This is a genomic window from Pseudomonas mohnii, from assembly GCF_900105115.1.
In the GTDB taxonomy this organism is placed as follows: domain Bacteria; phylum Pseudomonadota; class Gammaproteobacteria; order Pseudomonadales; family Pseudomonadaceae; genus Aquipseudomonas; species Aquipseudomonas mohnii.
The window spans coordinates 5871578-5891269 of record NZ_FNRV01000001.1; the positions used below are offsets into that span (position 1 = coordinate 5871578).

20 protein-coding genes and 2 pseudogenes are annotated in these 19692 nt (G+C 57.8%); 8 read left to right on the plus strand and 14 right to left on the minus strand.

Features of this window, described 5'->3' with window-relative positions:
* The first annotated feature begins 178 nt into the window (after window positions 1–178).
* The 4 genes from BLV61_RS27465 (at window position 179) to BLV61_RS27480 (ending at window position 5392) form a co-directional block, all read left to right on the plus strand.
* The gene (locus tag BLV61_RS27465; RefSeq protein ID WP_090468691.1) at window positions 179–1555 is read left to right on the plus strand and encodes a glutamine synthetase family protein; all 1377 of its coding nucleotides are present in this window, start codon (window positions 179–181) and stop codon (window positions 1553–1555) included.
* Between the two features lie 189 nt (window positions 1556–1744).
* Window positions 1745–3235, plus strand: a complete 1491-nt coding sequence (locus tag BLV61_RS27470; protein WP_090468693.1) for an aldehyde dehydrogenase — start codon at window positions 1745–1747, stop codon at window positions 3233–3235.
* 53 nt (window positions 3236–3288) lie between these two features.
* Window positions 3289–4572 (plus strand): NAD(P)/FAD-dependent oxidoreductase, encoded by a 1284-nt coding sequence (locus BLV61_RS27475; RefSeq protein WP_047528019.1) that lies wholly within the window; start codon window positions 3289–3291, stop codon window positions 4570–4572.
* A 271-nt stretch (window positions 4573–4843) separates the two neighbouring features.
* Complete coding sequence (locus BLV61_RS27480) at window positions 4844–5392, plus strand: cupin domain-containing protein (protein ID WP_047528020.1); 549 nt, start codon at window positions 4844–4846, stop codon at window positions 5390–5392.
* 189 nt (window positions 5393–5581) lie between these two features.
* Here the strand turns inward: BLV61_RS27480 and BLV61_RS27485 are convergent, their stop codons facing one another.
* The 8 genes from BLV61_RS27485 to BLV61_RS27520 all read right to left on the minus strand — a co-directional run bounded on the left by BLV61_RS27485 (window position 5582) and on the right by BLV61_RS27520 (window position 11959).
* A complete protein-coding gene (locus BLV61_RS27485) occupies window positions 5582–6070 on the minus strand; it encodes a hypothetical protein (protein WP_139213653.1) in 489 nt (162 codons plus the stop codon).
* Between the two features lie 347 nt (window positions 6071–6417).
* A complete protein-coding gene (locus BLV61_RS27490) occupies window positions 6418–6708 on the minus strand; it encodes a hypothetical protein (RefSeq protein WP_047528023.1) in 291 nt (96 codons plus the stop codon).
* Between the two features lie 748 nt (window positions 6709–7456).
* Complete coding sequence (locus tag BLV61_RS27495; protein WP_047528025.1) at window positions 7457–7669, minus strand: PLD nuclease N-terminal domain-containing protein; 213 nt, start codon at window positions 7667–7669, stop codon at window positions 7457–7459.
* Between the two features lie 50 nt (window positions 7670–7719).
* On the minus strand, window positions 7720–8109 hold the full coding sequence (locus BLV61_RS27500; RefSeq protein ID WP_047528027.1) for a VOC family protein: 390 nt from the start codon (window positions 8107–8109) through the stop codon (window positions 7720–7722).
* A gap of 151 nt (window positions 8110–8260) precedes the next feature.
* Window positions 8261–9409, minus strand: a complete 1149-nt coding sequence (gene argE, locus BLV61_RS27505; protein ID WP_090468695.1) for an acetylornithine deacetylase — start codon at window positions 9407–9409, stop codon at window positions 8261–8263.
* Complete coding sequence (locus BLV61_RS27510; RefSeq protein ID WP_090468697.1) at window positions 9406–10083, minus strand: DUF1028 domain-containing protein; 678 nt, start codon at window positions 10081–10083, stop codon at window positions 9406–9408. Before BLV61_RS27510 ends, argE begins: the two co-directional genes overlap by 4 nt.
* A gap of 124 nt (window positions 10084–10207) precedes the next feature.
* Complete coding sequence (locus BLV61_RS27515; RefSeq protein WP_047528033.1) at window positions 10208–10624, minus strand: RidA family protein; 417 nt, start codon at window positions 10622–10624, stop codon at window positions 10208–10210.
* Between the two features lie 24 nt (window positions 10625–10648).
* The gene (locus BLV61_RS27520; protein ID WP_047528034.1) at window positions 10649–11959 is read right to left on the minus strand and encodes a flavin-containing monooxygenase; all 1311 of its coding nucleotides are present in this window, start codon (window positions 11957–11959) and stop codon (window positions 10649–10651) included.
* 762 nt (window positions 11960–12721) lie between these two features.
* Between BLV61_RS27520 and BLV61_RS27525 the strand changes: the two genes are divergently transcribed.
* Window positions 12722–13228, plus strand: coding sequence for a GrpB family protein (locus BLV61_RS27525; RefSeq protein ID WP_090468699.1), 507 nt, complete (start codon window positions 12722–12724; stop codon window positions 13226–13228).
* Between the two features lie 107 nt (window positions 13229–13335).
* Here the strand turns inward: BLV61_RS27525 and BLV61_RS32220 are convergent, their stop codons facing one another.
* The 6 genes and pseudogenes from BLV61_RS32220 to BLV61_RS27550 all read right to left on the minus strand — a co-directional run bounded on the left by BLV61_RS32220 (window position 13336) and on the right by BLV61_RS27550 (window position 17219).
* Window positions 13336–13512: a transposase gene (locus BLV61_RS32220; RefSeq protein WP_090468701.1), complete on the minus strand. Its 177-nt coding sequence runs from the start codon at window positions 13510–13512 to the stop codon at window positions 13336–13338.
* A gap of 263 nt (window positions 13513–13775) precedes the next feature.
* The gene (locus BLV61_RS27535) at window positions 13776–14546 is read right to left on the minus strand and encodes an EAL domain-containing protein (protein ID WP_047528036.1); all 771 of its coding nucleotides are present in this window, start codon (window positions 14544–14546) and stop codon (window positions 13776–13778) included.
* Between the two features lie 70 nt (window positions 14547–14616).
* Complete coding sequence (locus BLV61_RS32225) at window positions 14617–15126, minus strand: methyl-accepting chemotaxis protein (protein WP_269082068.1); 510 nt, start codon at window positions 15124–15126, stop codon at window positions 14617–14619.
* 33 nt (window positions 15127–15159) lie between these two features.
* Window positions 15160–15933 (minus strand): annotated as a pseudogene (locus tag BLV61_RS32230) (PAS domain-containing protein); the annotation flags it as partial.
* Between the two features lie 361 nt (window positions 15934–16294).
* Window positions 16295–16705, minus strand: a complete 411-nt coding sequence (gene uraH / locus BLV61_RS27545) for a hydroxyisourate hydrolase (protein WP_047528039.1) — start codon at window positions 16703–16705, stop codon at window positions 16295–16297.
* Between the two features lie 10 nt (window positions 16706–16715).
* Window positions 16716–17219 (minus strand): GlcG/HbpS family heme-binding protein, encoded by a 504-nt coding sequence (locus BLV61_RS27550; RefSeq protein ID WP_090468707.1) that lies wholly within the window; start codon window positions 17217–17219, stop codon window positions 16716–16718.
* Between the two features lie 147 nt (window positions 17220–17366).
* Between BLV61_RS27550 and BLV61_RS27555 the strand changes: the two genes are divergently transcribed.
* The 3 genes and pseudogenes from BLV61_RS27555 to BLV61_RS27565 form a co-directional block, all read left to right on the plus strand.
* Window positions 17367–18038, plus strand: coding sequence for a heavy metal response regulator transcription factor (locus tag BLV61_RS27555; RefSeq protein ID WP_090468709.1), 672 nt, complete (start codon window positions 17367–17369; stop codon window positions 18036–18038).
* A complete protein-coding gene (locus tag BLV61_RS27560) occupies window positions 18035–19405 on the plus strand; it encodes a heavy metal sensor histidine kinase (protein ID WP_047528044.1) in 1371 nt (456 codons plus the stop codon). Before BLV61_RS27555 ends, BLV61_RS27560 begins: the two co-directional genes overlap by 4 nt.
* Before the next feature lie 2 nt (window positions 19406–19407).
* Window positions 19408–19674 (plus strand): annotated as a pseudogene (locus BLV61_RS27565) (MFS transporter); the annotation flags it as partial.
* Between the last annotated feature and the right edge of the window lie 18 nt (window positions 19675–19692).

Genomic DNA, 19692 nt, shown 5'->3' on the forward strand with positions numbered 1-19692 from the left:
GAAGATCAGGATTTACCTGCGTTTGAGCGATGATATGGCACTCCCGTGCCGCTGAGAGGCCCTAAAATAAACGCTGAAAGGCTGAGTGTTCGCTATTGACTTCACTTTGCCTTTCGGATTGACTGGGCTCGTGAAAGGGCGGTGAACATAATAATTAACAGTAAAAAATAGGTGCATCATGTCGGTCCCTCTGCGTACCGTTCAACTCAACGAAGCAAACGCATTCCTTAAGAAATATCCTGAGGTTTTGTACGTCGACCTTCTGATTGCGGATATGAACGGTGTGGTGCGCGGCAAGCGCATCGAACGCACCAGTCTTCATAAGGTTTACGAGAAAGGCATCAACCTGCCGGCGTCGCTGTTCGCGCTGGACATCAACGGCTCGACGGTGGAAAGCACCGGCCTGGGCCTGGACATCGGCGACTCTGACCGAATCTGCTACCCGATCCCCGGCACCCTGAGCATCGAGCCATGGCAGAAGCGCCCGACCGCGCAACTGTTGATGACCATGCACGAGCTGGAAGGCGAACCGTTCTTCGCTGACCCGCGTGAAGTGTTGGCCAATGTAGTGCGCAAGTTCGACGACCTCGGCCTGACCATCTGCGCCGCGTTCGAACTGGAGTTCTACCTGATCGACCAGGACAACGTGAACGGTCGTCCGCAGTCGCCACGTTCGCCGGTATCCGGCAAGCGTCCGATGTCGACCCAGGTGTACCTGATCGACGACCTCGACGAATACGTCGACTGCCTGCAAGACATCCTCGAAGGCGCGAAAGAGCAGGGCATCCCGGCCGACGCCATCGTCAAGGAAAGTGCCCCGGCGCAGTTCGAAGTGAACCTGCACCACGTGTCCGACCCGATCAAGGCGTGCGACTACGCGGTCCTGCTCAAGCGTCTGGTGAAGAACATCGCCTACGACCACGAGATGGACACCACCTTCATGGCCAAGCCTTATCCGGGCCAGGCGGGCAACGGTCTGCACGTCCACATCTCGATTCTCGACAAAGAAGGCAAGAACATCTTTGCCAGCGAGGATCCCGAGCAGAACGCCGCACTGCGTCACGCGATCGGCGGTGTGCTCGAGACCCTGCCGGCGCAGATGGCGTTCCTCTGCCCGAACGTCAACTCCTACCGTCGCTTCGGTGCACAGTTCTACGTGCCGAACTCGCCGAGCTGGGGCATCGACAACCGTACCGTGGCGGTGCGCGTACCGACCGGTTCGGCGGACGCCGTGCGCATCGAACACCGCGTGGCCGGTGCCGATGCCAACCCGTACCTGCTGATGGCCTCGGTCCTGGCGGGCGTGCACCACGGTCTGACCAATCAGATCGAGCCGGGCGCCCCGGTGGAAGGCAACAGCTACGAGCAGAACGAACAGAGCCTGCCGAACAACCTGCGCGACGCACTGCGCGAGCTGGACGACAGCGAAGTCATGGCCAAATACATCGACCCGATGTACATCGACGTGTTCGTGGCGTGCAAGGAAAGCGAGCTGGCCGAGTTCGAGAACTCCATCTCCGATCTTGAGTACAACTGGTACCTGCATACCGTCTGACGGGCAGAACCCAATGCAACACCTGTGGGAGCGAGCCTGCTCGCGATAGCGGAGTGTCAGACGATACTAATGCTGACTGATCCACCCCTATCGCGAGCAGGCTCGCTCCCACAGGGGACTGCATTTCAATGCCTTGATTGGCTGGCATTCAGCCCGAGACCACCTATTCCCCTGCGTCGAGTCACAACAATGACAATTACTCGCAGCGACTGGGAGCAACGCTTCCAGTCCCTAACCATCGAAAGCCGTGCCTTCATCGACGGTCAGTACTGCGCGGCCGCCACTGGTGCCACGTTCGAATGCATCAGCCCGGTCGACGGTCGTTTTCTGGCGAACGTCGCCAGCACCGACGAAGCCGATGCCAACGCAGCCGTCGCCGTTGCCCGCCGTACCTTCGAGTCCGGCGTCTGGTCCAGACTGGCCCCGGTCGAGCGCAAGCGCATCCTGATCCGTTTCGCCGATCTGATCCTGGCCAACCAGGAAGAACTGGCGCTGCTCGAAACCCTCGACATGGGCAAACCGATCAGCGACTCCATGAGCATCGACATTCCGGCGACCGCCAACGCGATCCGCTGGACCGCCGAAGCCATCGACAAGATCTACGACGAAGTCGCCGCTACGCCCCACGATCAACTCGGCCTGGTCACCCGTGAACCGGCGGGTGTGGTCGCGGCCATCGTGCCGTGGAACTTCCCGTTGATCATGGCCAGCTGGAAGTTCGCCCCGGCCCTGGCGGCGGGCAACTCGTTCATCCTCAAGCCTTCGGAAAAGTCGCCATTGACGGCGATCCGCATCGCGCAGCTGGCGCTGGAGGCGGGCATCCCCAAAGGCGTGTTCAACGTCCTGCCGGGCTTCGGCCACACCGTCGGCAAGGCGCTGGCGCTGCACATGGACGTCGACGTGCTGGCCTTCACCGGTTCCACGGCGATCGCCAAGCAACTGATGATCTACGCCGGGCAGAGCAACATGAAACGCGTCTGGCTGGAAGCCGGCGGCAAGAGCCCGAACGTGGTCTTTGCCGACGCACCGGACCTGCGCGCAGCCGCCCAGGCGGCAGCCAGCGGCATCGCCTTCAACCAGGGCGAAGTCTGCACCGCCGGCTCGCGCCTGTTGGTGGAGCGTTCGATCCGCGATCAGTTCATCCCGCTGCTGGTCGAAGCCCTGCAAGCCTGGAAACCGGGTCATGCGCTCGATCCTTCGACCACCGTCGGCGCCGTGGTCGATCAGCGTCAGCTGGATAACGTGCTGCGCTACATCGGCATCGGCAAGGAGCAGGGCGCTCAACTGATCGCCGGCGGTAGCCGCACCCTCGAAGAGACCGGTGGCCTGTACGTGGAACCGGCGATCTTCGACGGCGTGACCAACGCCATGACCATCGCCCGTGAAGAGATCTTCGGCCCGGTGCTGTCGCTCATCACCTTCGACACCGCCGAAGAAGCCCTGGCGATTGCCAACGACAGCATCTTCGGCCTGGCGGCCGGGGTCTGGACCAGCAACCTGAGCAAGGCCCACACCTTCGCCCGTGGCCTGCGCGCCGGTAGCGTCTGGGTCAACCAGTACGACGGCGGCGACATGACCGCGCCGTTCGGCGGGTTCAAGCAGTCGGGTAACGGTCGGGACAAATCGCTGCATGCGTTCGACAAGTACACCGAACTCAAAGCGACCTGGATCAAGCTCTAAGCCCTTTTAAGCGGCGGTCGCTTGCACGTTGCCGGCGACCCTCGGAGAAACCTATGAAACAAACACATGTAAACAGTTACTACGCCGCCACCCGCAACTTCACCGGCGATTTCCCGGTGCTCGAAGAACTGGTGGAATGCGACGTCTGCGTGATCGGCGCCGGCTACACTGGCCTGTCCTCGGCACTGTTCCTCGCCGAAGCGGGTTACAGCGTCACCGTGCTGGAAGCCGCCAAGGTCGGCTTCGGCGCCAGCGGTCGCAACGGCGGTCAACTGGTCAACTCCTACAGCCGCGACGTCGATGTCATCGAAGAGCGCTATGGCGACAAGACGGCCGAAGTCCTGGGCAGCATGATTTTCGAAGGCGCCGACATCATCCGTCAGCGCATACAGCACTACGATATCCAGTGCGACTACCGCCCGGGCGGCATCTTCGCCGCGATGAACAAGAAGCAACTCAAAGGCCTGGCCGAGCAGAAAAAAAGCTGGGAGCGCTACGGCAACAAGAACCTGAAAATGCTCGACGCGGCCGACATCAAGCGCGAAGTGGGTTCCGACGCTTACGTCGGCGGCCTGCTGGACATGCAGGGCGGCCATATTCACCCGCTGAACCTGGCCCTCGGTGAGGCCTCGGCGATCATTGGCCTGGGCGGCAAGATCTTCGAGCAATCGGCAGCGGTGGAAATCACCTACGGCGAACCGATCACCGTGCGCACCGCCAAGGGCGTGGTCCGTGCCAAGTACCTGCTGATCGCCGGTAACGCCTACCTGCCGCAAGGCCTGGATAACCGCGTGACCAGCAAGAGCATGCCGTGCGGTTCGCAGATCGTCGTGACCGAGCCGTTGACGGAGCAACAGGCGCGCAGCCTGATCAAAAACAACTACTGCGTCGAAGACTGCAACTACCTGCTCGACTACTACCGCCTGACCGCCGACAACCGCTTGCTCTACGGCGGTGGCGTGGTCTACGGCGCGCGCGAACCGGACGACATCGAGCAACTGATCCGCCCGAAAATCCTCAAGACCTTCCCGCAATTGAAGGACGTGAAGATCGACTACCGCTGGACCGGCAACTTCCTGCTGACCATGTCGCGCATGCCGCAATTCGGCCGTATCGAGAAAAACGCCTACTACATGCAGGGCTACAGTGGCCACGGCGTCACCTGTTCGCACCTGGCCGGCAAACTGATCTCGGAAATGATCCGTGGCGACGCCGAACGCTTCAACGCGTTCGCCTCGCTGCCACACATGCCGATGTTCGGCGGCCGCACCTTCCAGGCCCCGCTCACCGCCATGGGCGCCGCGTACTACTCGCTGCGCGACCGTTTCGGTATCTAAGCTTTACCTCGCCGGCGGTCGCCCTAAAAGGTGTCGCCGGCTTTTTAAAATGCAGAAACACCGCAATGACCTGTGGGAGCAGGCTCGCTTCCTCAGTTGTATTGCATCAAGGCCGAGGCCATTTTCGACCACCGTTTATCGAACCTGCTGAGCAACACCAACAAACGTGATTTAATAGCCGCCTTTCACGGTTCAGGGACAGGGAAAACGGCAGGATCCGCGCCTGTTTTCCACCCCCATTACCCTTAAGTCGTTCTTGCATAAGGCTGTCATGGATACGGGTTCTCGACTCAAATTAGTACGCGAAAGCTACAAACTGTCCCAGCGCGAGCTGGCCCGGCGTAGCGGCGTCACCAATGCCACCATTTCCCTGATCGAACAGAATCGCGTCAGTCCTTCCGTCAGCTCCCTGAAAAAGCTGCTCGAAGGCATTCCCATGTCCCTGGCGGACTTCTTCACCTTCGATCAACCCCCGCGCGAGCATCAATACGTGTTCCGCGCCAACGAACAGCCAGACCTGGGCCGCAACGGCCTGCGCCTGCTGCTGATCGGCGCCTCCGTACCGAGCCGGCAGATGCGCTTGCTGCGCGAGCAATACGCGCCGGGCGCCAGCTCCGGGGAAGAACCGATCGTCCACGCCGAAGGCGAGGAGTGCGGGCTCGTCACGCGTGGCACGGTTGAATTGACGGTGGATGGGCAGATCAGCGTATTGAATGCCGGGGATGGCTATTACTTCCCGACGACCTTGCCCCATCGGTTCCGCAATATCGGGGCGGATGAGGCAGAGATTATCAGTGCGAATACGCCGGCGAACTTCTGATATGGGTTACTGACAGGCGTTACATTCACGGTGGTTAATAAAAAATCCGATGCCCGTTCAGGCGTCGGATTTTTTGGTTGCGGCTGGTCGGGCAAACTGTTGAGTCAAAGTTTCAAACACGGGTTTCGAAAACAGGGATTTGCGCCAGGTATTTAAGCGTCTCGCAACACTCGACTCTTCAACGCCTGATCAGGCGAAATTTTTGTAAGTCCAGAACCACCCCCCGCCGTCTGGACCATCAAAGTCAACTTCAATTCCCATCCGGAAACCTGAAGTTAAATCACTCGAAACCTTCATGATGCGTTCGTAGCTGTGCCACGCGTTGTCCTGCCACATGGCATCCGGGGATACAAGCTTTCCAGAAGAGTGCCCAGCGCTCGTGAATTCAATATTTATATTGGCCCGATACTTGGGTGGATACCCCATGGCGACCATTCTGTATCTATCAATCATGATGTGCCATGTTTGCCCATCTTTTCGATATCTGAATTCTACATCCGCTATGAATTGGTTTTTTCCAGCTCCTATCCCCCCTGTCGCAGTAATTAAACCTGTTGGCGCACCTTCCCAATAGTCTGAAACGGTGTGGGATTTGGGGCGAATGTATGAGCCGGTTTTTTTTAGATGTTCTTCGACGTCAGCTTCTACTTCATTGTTAAGCAATTCTGATTCGTTCACGATGATCACCTGACTTGTTTCTTGCTTTTGTTAGGGTTTACTTAGTTGGTTTTGATTCATGACAGATGCTATGTGGGGATGCTTGTTGGCTGCTACTGTCATTAATGACAGTTCACTAGACCTTTTTGTTTGTTTTGATTTTATTGAGTGACATTTTACGAATATCCAGTGTGCCGCTATTACTCATTGGTGGGAGGACAGGGGGCGCCATGGTTGATCGGTTTTTAGCCCCAACCACCCCGGCATAAACAACAAACCCCTGAACGGTCAGGGCTCTGTTGGTTGTGAAATGACCCAGGCCATCAACCCGCAGAACCTGCGGGTTGTTTTGCAGCTAAAAGTCGTCACTACCCCTTCGGCACCTCAAACCCTCGCTGCTCAATCACCCGAAACACATCGCTCACATCCTGGATCATGATCCGGGCGATGTTGGTGATGGTGTTGATGTCGTTTTCGGCGGAGTCGGGGAGGCTGGTGCAGGCCATGAGGTGCAGGTATTGGAGGACGGCGTTGAGGCGTTCGCTGACGCAGTTGTGCAGTTCGCGCAGCGGGGCGTCGCTGTCGATGAGCAGGACGGGGTAGTGGGTGGCGAATTGGGACATGGGGGTGAAGCGACGGGGTGGGTGTTGATTCGACATGGTGAAAATCCTGATAAAAGAAGAATTGCCACCTTTCTGCTGCGAAACAAATGGGTGGCAGCTGTGCGCGGGTTCGCAGACCGGGGACCTCCACCAAAAACCCGGCAGACCCGAAGGTCTCCCACGCACAACCGCCATAAAACTAATGCAACCAAAAGCGGCCGAATCATGCCTGACGGTTCTTTGGTGTCAATCCAGGGGGCTGCGAAACCCATCACTATTTGTGTCAGCGGCGAGGCGAATATAGGCGCCCATTTTCATGCTCGCAACCGGGCTGTAGGACGCGTTGGCGGGCGTTTTGGCAAGGCTGATAGCCAATGTTTACGGGCTTTCGCGGCATTTCGGACAGTGCGCAGGGTCTTGGGAAATCGGGGGCAGGGTTTGGGGCCGCTTCGCTGCCCAACGAGGGCAAGCCCCTTCGCCACAAGAGGTAATTTCCTACAGGGTTTTCGGAAGTCCAAAATCAAAGGTGCGTCCGACTGGGGCCGTCGTCTTCGACGGCTTCCATGTGGATTCGGTTGTGGGAAAAGACAAAGCTCCGATTGATCGGCAAAGCTGTTTGGTTATGTACGAACACAGTATGTGTGGCGAGAGAGCTTGCTCCGGGCGGCGTTCCGACAAGCTCCCTCGCCACAGGTTACTGCTGGCTCGCTCTATCTCTTAACTGAACAGCGTTACGAATCACCGGGGCTTTGTCGTTCAAGCCGTGCAGTTTCCAGAGAGTGATCTCGGTGCATCCAGCGACCTTTCAGGCCTGCGATGAATGCGGGTTTTGCGCCACATGCTTGGGGCCGGCCACTGCCCACGCAATCAGCCCGAACAGCGGCACAAACACAATTACCACCATCCACACCAGTCTGTTGCTGGATTTGCCCTCGGCTTTTCGCACCCGGTTGATCGCCCACAGCTCGATCAGCAGCAGAACGGCGGCGAGTACGATCCAGATTGTTTCGATTTGCATGGCTCACCTCCTGATAGTCAATTCGTTAGGCGAGCGAGCGGGCGAGGGGTTCATTTTATTGCGGTGCAAAGTTCCACCAGCGTTCCGTCCGGGCAGCGCACGTAGGAGACGGTCTGGCCCCAGGGTTTGATCAGCGGGGCGGCCACCTCGCTGGCCCCTGCATTCAGGGCTTTGGCGTGGGCGGCGGGGACGTCGTCGGTGACGAGGCCGACTTCCATGCCCAGCGGTTTCACGCTGGTGTGGGCGCTGATGTGGCCGCCGTTGAAGTTCATGGCGGCCAGTTCGTCGGCGGCGAAAGCCAGGGCGGTTTCACCGGTTTCGAGTTCGCCGTAGGTGTTGGATTCGTGGAGGAATCGCGTGGTGAGGCCGAACGCGGTTTCGAAGAATTGCAATGAGGCGGGGACGTTGGCGACGTAGACGATCAGGTAGCCGAATTTCATGGGTGAACATTCCTTGTTTTGATAGGGCGGGGCTAATGTAGCAGAGTCGCAGCGCTTGCTCGCAATGGACTGGACAGTCGACATGGAGGTTGAATGTCAGGTCCTCATCGCGGGCAAGCCCGCTCCCACGGGGTTTTGTGATGCTTGTGATTCAACTGATCGACAGCAGCATCCTTTGCAGCATTTCATCGCAGCCGTTCAATTGCTCCAGGCTGACGAATTCGTCCGGTTTATGCCCCTGATCCATGCTGCCCGGCCCGCAGACCACGGTGGGTATTCCTGCGGCGTCAAATAGCCCGCCCTCGGTGCCGAAGGCTACGGTGCCGAACACTCGGGAACCGGAAAACCCGGCGATCAGCTCGGCGGCTTCGCTGTGGGCTTCGGTCGCCAGGCCGGGATACGCCGATAACTCGCTGAAGCGAATCTCGCTCTGTTCGCTCACGGCGCGCATGCGCGGCAATACGTGGTGCTCGGCGTAGGTCTTCAATTCCTGCGCCACCTCGCTCGGATCGTGTGAGGGCAGGGCGCGGATTTCAAAATCGAAGCGGCAATCGGCAGGGACGATGTTCAAGGCCTTGCCGCCGGCAATGACGCCGGTTTGAACGGTACTGAACGGTGGGTCGAAGCGCGCGTCGTGATGCTCGGGGGCTTTGAGCCGGTGGCCGATGCGTCCCAGTTCACCGATCAGTTCGGCGGCGTATTCGATGGCATTGACCCCCAGCGGCGCATAGGCGGAATGGCAGGCCTGGCCGTGAATGTCACAACGCATCGCCAGTTTGCCCTTGTGGCCAAGCACCGGTTTGAGTTCGGTGGGCTCGCCAATGATGCAGAGCATCGGTTTGATGGGGCGCTGTTCCAGGGCTTTGAGCAAGGACCGCACGCCGAGGCAGCCGACTTCTTCATCGTATGACAGGGCGATGTGCACCGGCCGCCGCAGGTTGGCCGTTACCAGCGCCGGAACCAGGGCCAGCACGCAGGCGATGTAGCCTTTCATGTCCGCCGTGCCGCGACCGTAGAGTTTGCCGTCGCGCTCGCTGAGTTCGAACGGCGCGACGGTCCACGGCTGGCCGTCCACGGGCACCACGTCGGTATGCCCCGACAGCACGATGCCCGGACGATCCGCCGGGCCAATGGTCGCGAATAGATTGGCCTTGCTGCGCTGCTCGTTGTAGATCAGTTCGCAAGGCACATCGAAGCGCGCGAGGTAATCGCGGACAAACTCGATCAGCTGCAGGTTGGATTCGCGACTGGTGGTGTCGAAAGCCACCAGGGTTTTCAGCAAATCGCGGCTGCTGTTCATCGGTCGTCTCCGGCGACGCCGTAGCCGGGGGATTTGTCGGGAGCGAGGGCGCGGTCGATGTAGTCCTGAACCTGCGGGCGATAGGCGTCCCAGAGCTTTTCCAACTGACCGATCGGGTTTTCGTCGGCCCAATCGACCCGCAGGTTGATGATCGGCCAGGTCAGTTCACCCACCACGACCATCGCCGCCGAATGCACCGGCCCGGCTTCGCCGCCCGCGGCAATGGCCGCTTTCATCGCGGCGAGCAGGCGGTCGGCGAGTTGACCTTCGCCGTGCTCGAACGCCTGGACCATGGCCTCGATCACCGAACGATCGGCCAGCATGTTGCCCGCCGCCACGCATTGTTCGCCTGACACGGCATTGTGGTTGCCCAGGGTTTGCGCGCCACTGAAGTGCACGGTGCGGCCGAGGTGGTCGATGGCGGTGACCTGCCGATACTGGCTGTAACCGTTGCGGGTCAGCACCTTGTCCAGCGCCTCGGCCGGCGCGAGGCCTTGCTCCATGAGGGCCAGGACTTCCGGGCCGAGGGACGGCAGGGTGATGTTTTGCGTGGACACCGCGCCGACACCGGGCAACAGCCAGGGGCAGCGGGCGCCGACGGCGATGCTCGAGGAACTGATCGCGATGCCGAATTGACCGGTTTCGGGGCAGCGTGCGGCGATGGAAAAGGTCATAGGTGTGCTCCTTGGTGAGGTGTCTGGGCGGGCCTCATCGCGGGCAAGCCCGCTCCCACAGATGATTGTGTGGATGCGACGATCCCTGTGGGAGCTGGCTTGCCAGCGATGGCAGCCACTCGGTCTATTCGGGAATCACCGCAATCACATCAATCTCCATCAGCCACTGTGGCTGCCCCAGGGCCGACACCACCAGCCCGGTGGAAATCGGGAACACGCCTTTGAGCCACTTACCCACCTCCTGGTAGACCGGTTCGCGGTAACGCGGGTCGATCAGGTAGGTGGTGGTTTTCACGATGTGGCTCAGGTCGCTGCCGGCCTCTTCCAGCAACTGTTTGACGTTGCGCATGGCTTGCTCGGCTTGCGCACGCGGGTCACCCAGGCCCACCAGGTTGCCTTCGAAGTCAGTACCGACCTGGCCGCGCACATAGACGGTGTTGCCGGCCCGGACCGCTTGGCACAGGTCGTTGTCCAGGCTCTGGTTCGGGTAGGTTTGTTTGGTGTTGAACATGCGAATGCGGGTATGGGTTGGCGTGGACATTTGACGCTCCTGACAGAAAAAGGCTTAGGCACTGACCGTGGTTTCAAGGGCAACCGGGGCCGCTTCGGCCTGCCGTTGCGCCGCATCGTGGTAGTCGAGGTATGAGCGCTGGATGGCGATCTGGTCAGCCACGTATTTGGCGTCGTGCCAGACGCCCCAGATAAACGACGAACCCCGTCGCGACTGCCACGGCAGACCGAGGAAATACACCCCGGGCTCGCTCGATACGCCGCGCTGGTGCTGCGGCTTGCCGTTGGCGTCGAAGGCGTTGACCTTCAGCCAGCTGTAATCGGTGGCAAAACCGGTGGCCCAGATGATCGAGGTCACGCCGGCCTTGGCCAGGTCCAGCTGCAGGATCGGATGGGTCACGCACTCGGGATCGGGGAAGGTTATCCGCGCTTCCGGTTCTTGCGGCAGGTCCAGGCCGTTGCGCTCGATGTACGCATCGGCGGCATCGAGCAGCGCCAGATAGTTCTCATCGCCCCGGGCCAGGTTCTCGGCCAGGTTCGGCTGGAAAGTCGCCACACTGCCATCGAACGACTGGGTCAGGCCGACCAGGGTCATGCCGCGATGGGCAAGCCCGCGAAAGTCCACGGTCCGCCCGCCATGGGCGCCACTGACGGCAATGGTCACGTGTTCCCGACCGGGCTTCATCGCCGCTTGATCCCATTCGCCCAGCACCCCCAGCCACCAGCAGAAATCACGGTTGCGGTAGGCGCGGGGAGGGCGATCGTGGGCGCCTACCGAGAGGTAGACCTGCTTGCCCGCACGCTGCAACTCGTCGGCAATCTGCACCCCCGACGAGCCGGCGCCGACGACCAGAACGGCGCCTTCAGGCAATTGCCCAGGGTTGCGGTAATCAGCCGAATGGATCTGTAGCAATGGCTGATCTTTCGGCGCGATCGGCGGGATGACCGGGTTTTGGAAAGGACCGGTGGCGGCAACCACTCGGGCGGCTTCGATCACGCCTTCGGAGGTTTCGATGGTGAACCCGGGGCGACCGACATTGCGCTCGACCTTCAACACATCGACGCCGGTGCGGATCGGGGCGTTGAATTTTTTCGCGTAGGCTTCGAAGTAATCGGCCACCCGCTCTTTTGGGGCAAAGCTGTCAGGGCTCAGGTCGTCGAATGCCAGGCCGGGAAAGCGGTCGTGCCAGGCCGGGCCATTGGCCACCAGCGAATCCCAGCGGCCGGTGCGCCAGCGTTCGGCGATACGGTTACGCTCCAGCACCAGATGCGGCACGCCCAGTTTGCTCAGGTGCTCGCTCATGGCCACACCCGCCTGACCGGCGCCCACAATCAGCGTATCTGTTTTTATTTTTACAGTGGTCATCTCAATACCCTTTGAAGTTGGATTCAAACCGCGTGTGGCCTGCCATCTCTTGGGGTCAAGACTAGGGATCACCCTGATATCGGTAAAATATTATTAAGCTGGCATTTGAGTATAAATAACTGATGCAGAGCCTTTGCCCCCCCTGGCTTGGGGGCCCGGCGGAGAATTGAAAGGCGTCGACAACACAGCAGGCAGGTTGCGTTCTCGATATCAGCCGCATAAACGATCTTCAGCGAGCATTTCCTGAGCTTATCGGCACCGGGCTCAAGCCTCTGCGCAGGCACTTGGCCAAACCTCTTGAACACAGGCGAACTGCTGATCTCTGAGGCAATACAGGCGGAAGATTTCAGGATCGGCCCCCTCGGAAATCCGGGACTGAGCGCGTTCACAGAAAAATATTTATTTTCCCTGACGCAAATCGATAGCTTGCCGGGCTTCCTTGTCTCCATATGGCAAGTCGAGGACATCAAGTGAAGATCTATCGAGACGGTTTCCGGCCTCCGCTGATGCGGGTGCACTCCGTGAATCCAAGAGAAAGCCCGCAGTCCTGCGGTTTTTTTCGTCTTAAGGTTGCTCATTGCCCTTGGGCACTTCAGTTTTAGGGCGAGGGTCCGTAAGCGTCAGGCCAAGACGCCCCCTCGAAATCACAATCAGTCGGGACTTTCGAAACCCGTCTACCGACACAGCTGTCGCAGAGAAATTTCAAAATTGTTGAACCGAGGTTAATCTTTTACCCCTTCGACTATGACGCAAGGACAGCTGATGGCCCTCACCAGTGAAATCTCTCCATACAACCCTCAGTGGCCGCTACTTTTTACCGCCGAAAACCGACGCATAGAGGAGGGCTTCGGTACTGAGCTTATCGGAACTCATCATATTGGTAGCACCGCCGTTCCGGGGCTTTCCGCCAAACCGGAAATCGACATCTTGGTTGTGGTGTCGGAGCATATAAATGAGGTGGCTCGTAGCGAGTTCATGCGCACATTGGGCTATGTGCGGGGAACAGATCTTTCCGCCGGACACCACTTTTATCGTCGCGATGTTGATGGGGTGAGAACTCATAAAATACACGTGTGCGTTGCTGGTCATGGACAGATTGCACGAATGTTACGTTTCCGCGACCTGTTGAGAGAAGACAGCACTATCCGCAAGCAATACCAGGATTTGAAGCTGCGGCTCGAAGCTGACAACCGGGGAGGCATTGCTGAGTATCTCGCGCATAAGGCGCCCTACATTGACGCCTTGATGAATATGCACCTAGGGGATTAAGTCCGTGTTCATATCAGTGCTCCAGAGCTAAACGGGTATCCACTGATGCGGCAGCAGCTCAGCAACCTCACTCGCCCGCTGCGTCGGCAGACGCGTAAGGACATACTTCAGGTAGATTGCAGCGCCATGGCTTTGTTCGTGCGCACTCGAATCCATTTATGAACGAGGTTCGCGTTAAAGCCATGGTGCTGCGCGACGCTAGCAATCGAAGCGCCGGGCTGGGCGCACTCTTGGACAACATGGGCCTTGAAGGATTTGGAATAGGAACGGCGTTTTGGCTGCATGGAAAGACCCGCTTAAAAGGCTAGAAATGGTGTCCACTAAAATTAGGTGGACACCATCGCCGTTGGCGTTGGGGTCTGAAAGGTGAGTTGGCCGGACGCTTACGAGGGTCCTGCACTATCAGTTGCTGCTCCTGCCAGGTTTGATCCTGCTGTTTCCCTTTCTTGAGCAGGGAATGGTTGCTCGCGGGTCTTTATCCGTTGAATCAGATTAAGTGTCTGGCTTTTGGCTGGGCGCCGGGATTGACTCAACGTGAGTAAACCTTTCAGCCAATGGTCGGGGTTGGCCAAGCCACGTTTGGCAGTGTTTCGTATTCGGGCTTTGCGAAAAGATAGCCTTGATAGAAGTTAATGCCCAGGGTCAGTAACTGCTGTAGTTCGGCATTGGTCTCTACGCCCTCTGCAATCACTTCAATGTTGAGCGCTTTGCATACACCGAGGATGCCTTGGACGATTGCCTGTCGCACCGGGTCAGTGCAGATGCTACGTACCAGGGCCATGTCCAGTTTGATGATGTCGGGTTGAAACTCTGCCAGCAAATTGAGCCCTGAGTACCCGGCACCGAAATCATCTATCGCTGTCTTGAAGCCTTTAAGACGATATTCTCGAATGATGCTTTTCAGATGTTCCTTGTCCACCAGTTCTTCGTTTTCGGTGATCTCGAAAATCAGTCTTTCTGTGGGAAAACCAAATCTGCGTGCAGCTTCAAGCGTCGCACGAATGCATGTGGCTGCTTGATATACCGCGTTGGGCAAGAAGTTGATGCTGACAAAACAGGGGATTTTCAGGCGTGAAGCAAGCTCGACAGCCTTGACGCGACATGCTTGGTCAAAGGCATAACGGTTCTGTTCGTTCACCTTTCCAAGAATGGCGGCGGCACCACTGCCATCGCAACCACGTACCAAGGCCTCGTAGGCAAAAATACTGTTGTCGCGCAGGTCTACGATTGGCTGGAACGCCATACTGAACTCAAAATCCAGTGCATCGCCTTCTCTACAGGCACTGCAAGGAGGGACTATGGGTGATTTCGTGTTCATTCGAGACCTTATTTTAATAATGATTAGTGTGTCGACCGAGCCAGGGTTTTGTACATGCCGCAAGGCTGACTCATCGTGCCAAAGTCGACGAGAAATTGCTGATTGCCTGTACGACTTGGCGAGCACTGTCCTGAATATCCAGTATCACTTGACCAGCCTCACCGGCTAATTTGACTCCTTGTTCCGCCTTGTCTTTACTCGCCTCCATCCTGGCCACCGCCCCCTTGGCCAATTCACGATTGTGCTGCACCACCTCGACAATCTTGAGGGTGGCCTGGCTTGTGCGCGAAGCCAGATTGCGCACTTCGTCAGCGACCACCGCAAAACCTCGACCCTGCTCTCCGGCACGAGCCGCTTCGATGGCGGCGTTTAGCGCTAGAAGATTCGTTTGTTCGGCGATGCCACGGATGGTCTGCACGATGCTGCTGATGACTTCCGACTGTTGACTGACATCATTGATACCTTCGGCTGCGTGATTCAATTCGCCCGCCAGGCTTTGCATGACATCCACGGTCTCCTGCACCACTCGGGCACCTTCGTGTGCTGTATCGTCGGTTTTCAATGAAGTCTCATAGGCCATGCGTGCTGCTCGTGACTCAGCTTCCTGCTGGAGAACCTGAGCCGTGATATCGCTCGCAAACTTGACGACTTTATACAGGCTGCCGTTGGCGTCGAACACGGGGTTGTAAGTCGCACGTAACCAGACGGTGCGTCCCCGGTTGTCGAGGCGCTTGAAGTTGCCGGAGAAAAACTCGCCTTGATTCAGGCGCTCCCAGAACTGGCGATACTCATTGGATTCACTTTCGCTACGCTCACAGAACAGACGATGGTGCTTGCCAACAATCTCATCGAGACGGTAACCCATCACGGCAAGGAAGTTTTCGTTGGCGCTGATGACTTCTCCCAGCCGGTTGAACTCAATGGTTGCCATGGAACGGTTAATCGCCTTGATTTGGCTCTCCTGCTCTTGTTCCTTCTGCACCCGGGCAGTGACATCAGAAGCAATCTTGACGACCTTGATCACCTGTCCAGAGGCGTCGCGAACAGGGTTATAACTGGCCTCCAGCCAGATCTCACGCCCCTGTTTGTCCAGGCGCAGGAAGCGGTCGTTTATGAACTCACCCTTACTCAGGCGTGACCAGAAACCTTGATAAGCGACGCTGTTGGCGCATTGCGGTGTACAGAACAAGCGGTGATGCCTGGAGTGAATTTCCTCAAGGCGATAGCCCATTATTCTCAGGAAATTGTTGTTCGCGCCGAGGACCTTGCCATCAGGCTGGAACTCAATCAGCGCCATGGAGCCACCTAAGGCGGCAAGGGTGGCTTCGCAGTCAGCCAAGCGCTGCTGGCTGAGGGCCAGCTTTTTTTTGATTTGCGAGTTGAACATACGTACCTCAGTGGATATGGACTGCTTGGCACTTTCATCAAGCTAACGCAAAAGTTATACATTGCTGTAGTGATTGTACAAGAAAATTCGAGATTGAACACGAAGGATGGATGTTGATCGCGGGTCATGCCTTAATCGGGTAGGGGGATCGAGCGTTGGCAATTGAGGGTTGGTTTGCGCAGCTGGGGCATAATCGACAGCGCACTCGATGCCTGAGCATTCTTGTGCGTAGGACGTTATTTTGTATAGGTTTGTATCAAGCGGGCCCGGGAGCAGGCTGAGGATGGACGCTGTTCTTTCTGTGAGAGTGCCGCCCCTTCGAGTCGGGGCGGCTGTCTATTCATTGGGTATCGCTTGACGATCAATTTCCTCGGTAGGTGGAGAAGCCATAAGGGCTGAGAAGCAACGGGATGTGGTAGTGAGGAACGGTACCGTCCACTTCAAAAATGACGGGTACCTCCGGAAAGAAGCTGGACGTTTTGTGCGCTTTGAACCACTCACCGGTCTTGAAGGTGACACGGTAGGTACCTTTTTCCAGACCCCGACCTTCCGGATACAGCCCGGTGATACGACCTTGCTCGTTGGTTGCCGCGCTGTTGAGCATGTCCCAGTTTTTTCCATCCTGTTTTTCCAGCGTGACATTCACGCCAGGGGAGGGCAGGCCATCCTGCAAGTTGAGTACATGCACGCTCAATGGATTTGCCGCTGCTGATGCAAGGGCTGAAAGGGCACTCAATACAGCGCCAGCGAAGAAGCTTTTCAATACAGTCATGGGGATGTCCTTAGTTTTTAACGGCAGGTAAAACTTTGTTAATAGCAACCTCTGCACAACCTTCATCGTTTGCAGCCCCGCCCGCACCGGCCACGCCGATGGCGCCGATGACCTGACCCTCAAATTTCAATGGCACGCCTCCACCGAGCAGTAACAACTCATCAAGGGTGTTGAGGTTTTCAGCATCCGGATTCGCGCGAGCGCGTTCAGCCAGCAACCGCGTCGAAGTCTTGGTCGACAGGGCGGTATAGGCTTTGCGTTGCGCGGCTAACGTGTTGTGCGGGCCGACATTGTCATCGCGTTGCACGGCAACCAGATTGCCGCCACGGTCGACCACTGCGGCAACGGCGGTGCGGCCATCGGCGTGACAGGCCATCAGCGCGGCATTTAGCAAATCGTTGGCCATTGCCAGTGACACGTCCTTGCGCTGCACAACTTGATCCGGGGCTGCAACGGCGAATGCAGAGCTCATGGCGAGTGTGATGAGCAATGAAGTCGATAGGCTTGTACGCATGCTGTTTCCTTGGGTTGAGTCTGTCTGAGTCATTGCCAGACATCATGACCAGCGCACCCCGTCAGAATGATTGCCTGCGCATTACCAAGATGTAATGTGAGAAATCAGCGAAGCGGGCTAGCCTGTGCTCCAGTCCTGGAGGAAAAAATGCGTATCCTGGTGGTTGAAGATGAAACGAAAATGGCGGATTACCTGCGCAAAGCCCTGACTGAATCGGGCTATGCGGTAGAGATCGCCCTTGACGGGCTGGATGGCCAGCATTTGGCACAGGAGAGTGAGTTCGATCTGATCATTCTGGATGTCATGCTGCCGGGGTTGGATGGCTGGCAATTGCTGCAAATCATCCGGCGTAAGTGGCAGACCCCGGTACTGTTTCTCACCGCACGTGATTCGGTGGATGATCGGGTCAAAGGGCTGGAGTTGGGGGCCGATGATTATCTGGTCAAACCCTTTTCCTATGCCGAGCTGTTGGCACGCGTACGCACTTTGCTACGCCGTGGCCCGCCTCGCGAGGTTGAGCATTTTGTGGCTGGCGACCTGAGCCTGGACTTGTTGCGACGCAAGGTCACGCGCAATGGAGAACGCCTCACCCTGACCAACAAGGAGTTCGCCCTGCTGCATCTGCTGCTCAGTCGTGAAGGGGAGGTGTTATCGCGTTCGCTGATTGCCTCACAGATCTGGCAGATGAACTTCGACAGTGACACCAATGTGGTTGATGTTGCCATCCGTCGACTGCGGGCCAAGGTTGACGATCCTTACGCGGTGAAGTTGATACACACGGTGCGCGGCATCGGTTACATGCTTGAGGTGCAATCCTGAAACTGTTTCCGCGCACCCTGAGCCTGCGCCTGGCGATCATGTTCGCCCTGGTCAGCACGCTGTTACTGGGCTCCATTGGTTTTTATCTTTATCAATCGTTGCAGCGAGAGATTGCCTGGCGCGATGATCAGGCCCTGCTGGGGCGCCTGGAGCGAATGCAAGCCTTGATCAGCGATAGCGACAGCATCGAGCAACTGCGAGGTCGGCCCAAGCTCTACGAAAACATGTTGGGCAATCGCGACAGTCTGCTATGGATCGTCGATGACACTGGCAAGGTGTTAATCGAAATCAATCCAGTGCGAATGACGTTGCCGAAGTTACCCGCTGCACCCCACGCTCGCCTCGTTGACGATCACTCCTCCGAGCCAGTGCGACTTGCCTGGCAGGATGTCATACAGGGTGATCGCGGTTTGACCCTGATTGCTGGCAAGTTGCTGGGGGAACGCGACCAGATGCTGGGGGCTTACCGGCTCAAGCTCTGGCTGGCCATGTCAGTCGGTGCGCTTCTGGCTTTTGCACTCGGCTGGTGGGTCAGTCAACGAGGCTTGCACCCTGTGCGCCTGCTGGCCAAGCGCGCAGCCGGAATCGATGTGCAGCATCTGCATCTGCGGCTGGATCAGTTCAATGAACTGAATGAGCTCAAGCTGCTCTGTAGCGCCCTCAACCAGATGCTTGCACGCCTTGAGGACGGATTCGCCCAGCTTTCACGCTTCTCGGAAGATCTCGCCCATGAGATGCGAACCCCGCTTGGCAACCTGATGGGACATACCCAGCAAGCCCTGAGGCGCAGTCGCTCTATCGAGGACTATCAGAACCTGCTGGTTTCCAATCAGGAAGAGTATGAAAGGCTGGCCCGAATGATCGACAGCATGCTGTTTCTCGCTCGCACCGAGCAGCCAAACGCTTGCGTAAAATTCGAGCAAATCAACCTGCACGATCTGATCGAGCAGCTATGTGAGTATTTCGAAGGCGTGGCGCAGGAGCGAGATGTGCAACTGATCAACCAGACTCAGGATCAGTTGCGGGGTGATCCAGGCTTGATCCGTCGAGCATTGGCTAACTTGCTGGCCAATGCGCTGCGCTACGCAACGCCCGCCTCTGCAGTGACGGTCAGCAGCGAGGTTTCGCAGGACACGCTCGAAATCACGGTGCACAACCACGGCGAGCCGATTGCAGCAGAGCATCTGCCGCGATTGTTTGAGCGCTTTTACCGGTGTGACCCCTCACGCAATCAACCCGACGATTCCGGGGGGCTGGGATTGGCCATTGTTCGCTCAATCATGCAACTGCATGGCGGTCGCGTATCCGTTGATAGCACTGAAGCAGGTACGAGCTTTCACTTGGAGTTTCCCCTTGGAAACGCTTGAATATGAGTAGCGAAAGTCCAACCACCAAAGCCGAGCGTCTTCGCATTCCGGGGACGATCTGGGCGTTGGGCTTTGTCAGCCTGTTCATGGATCTGTCTTCTGAGCTGGTACACAGCTTGCTACCTGTATTTTTGGTGACGACATTGGGTGCGAGTGCATTGACCGTCGGGGTCATCGAGGGGATTGCCGAGTCGACCGCAATGCTCGTCAAGATATTCTCGGGTGCTATCAGCGACTTTATGGGGCGGCGCAAAGGATTGCTGTTACTCCAGAAACAATAATTGTTC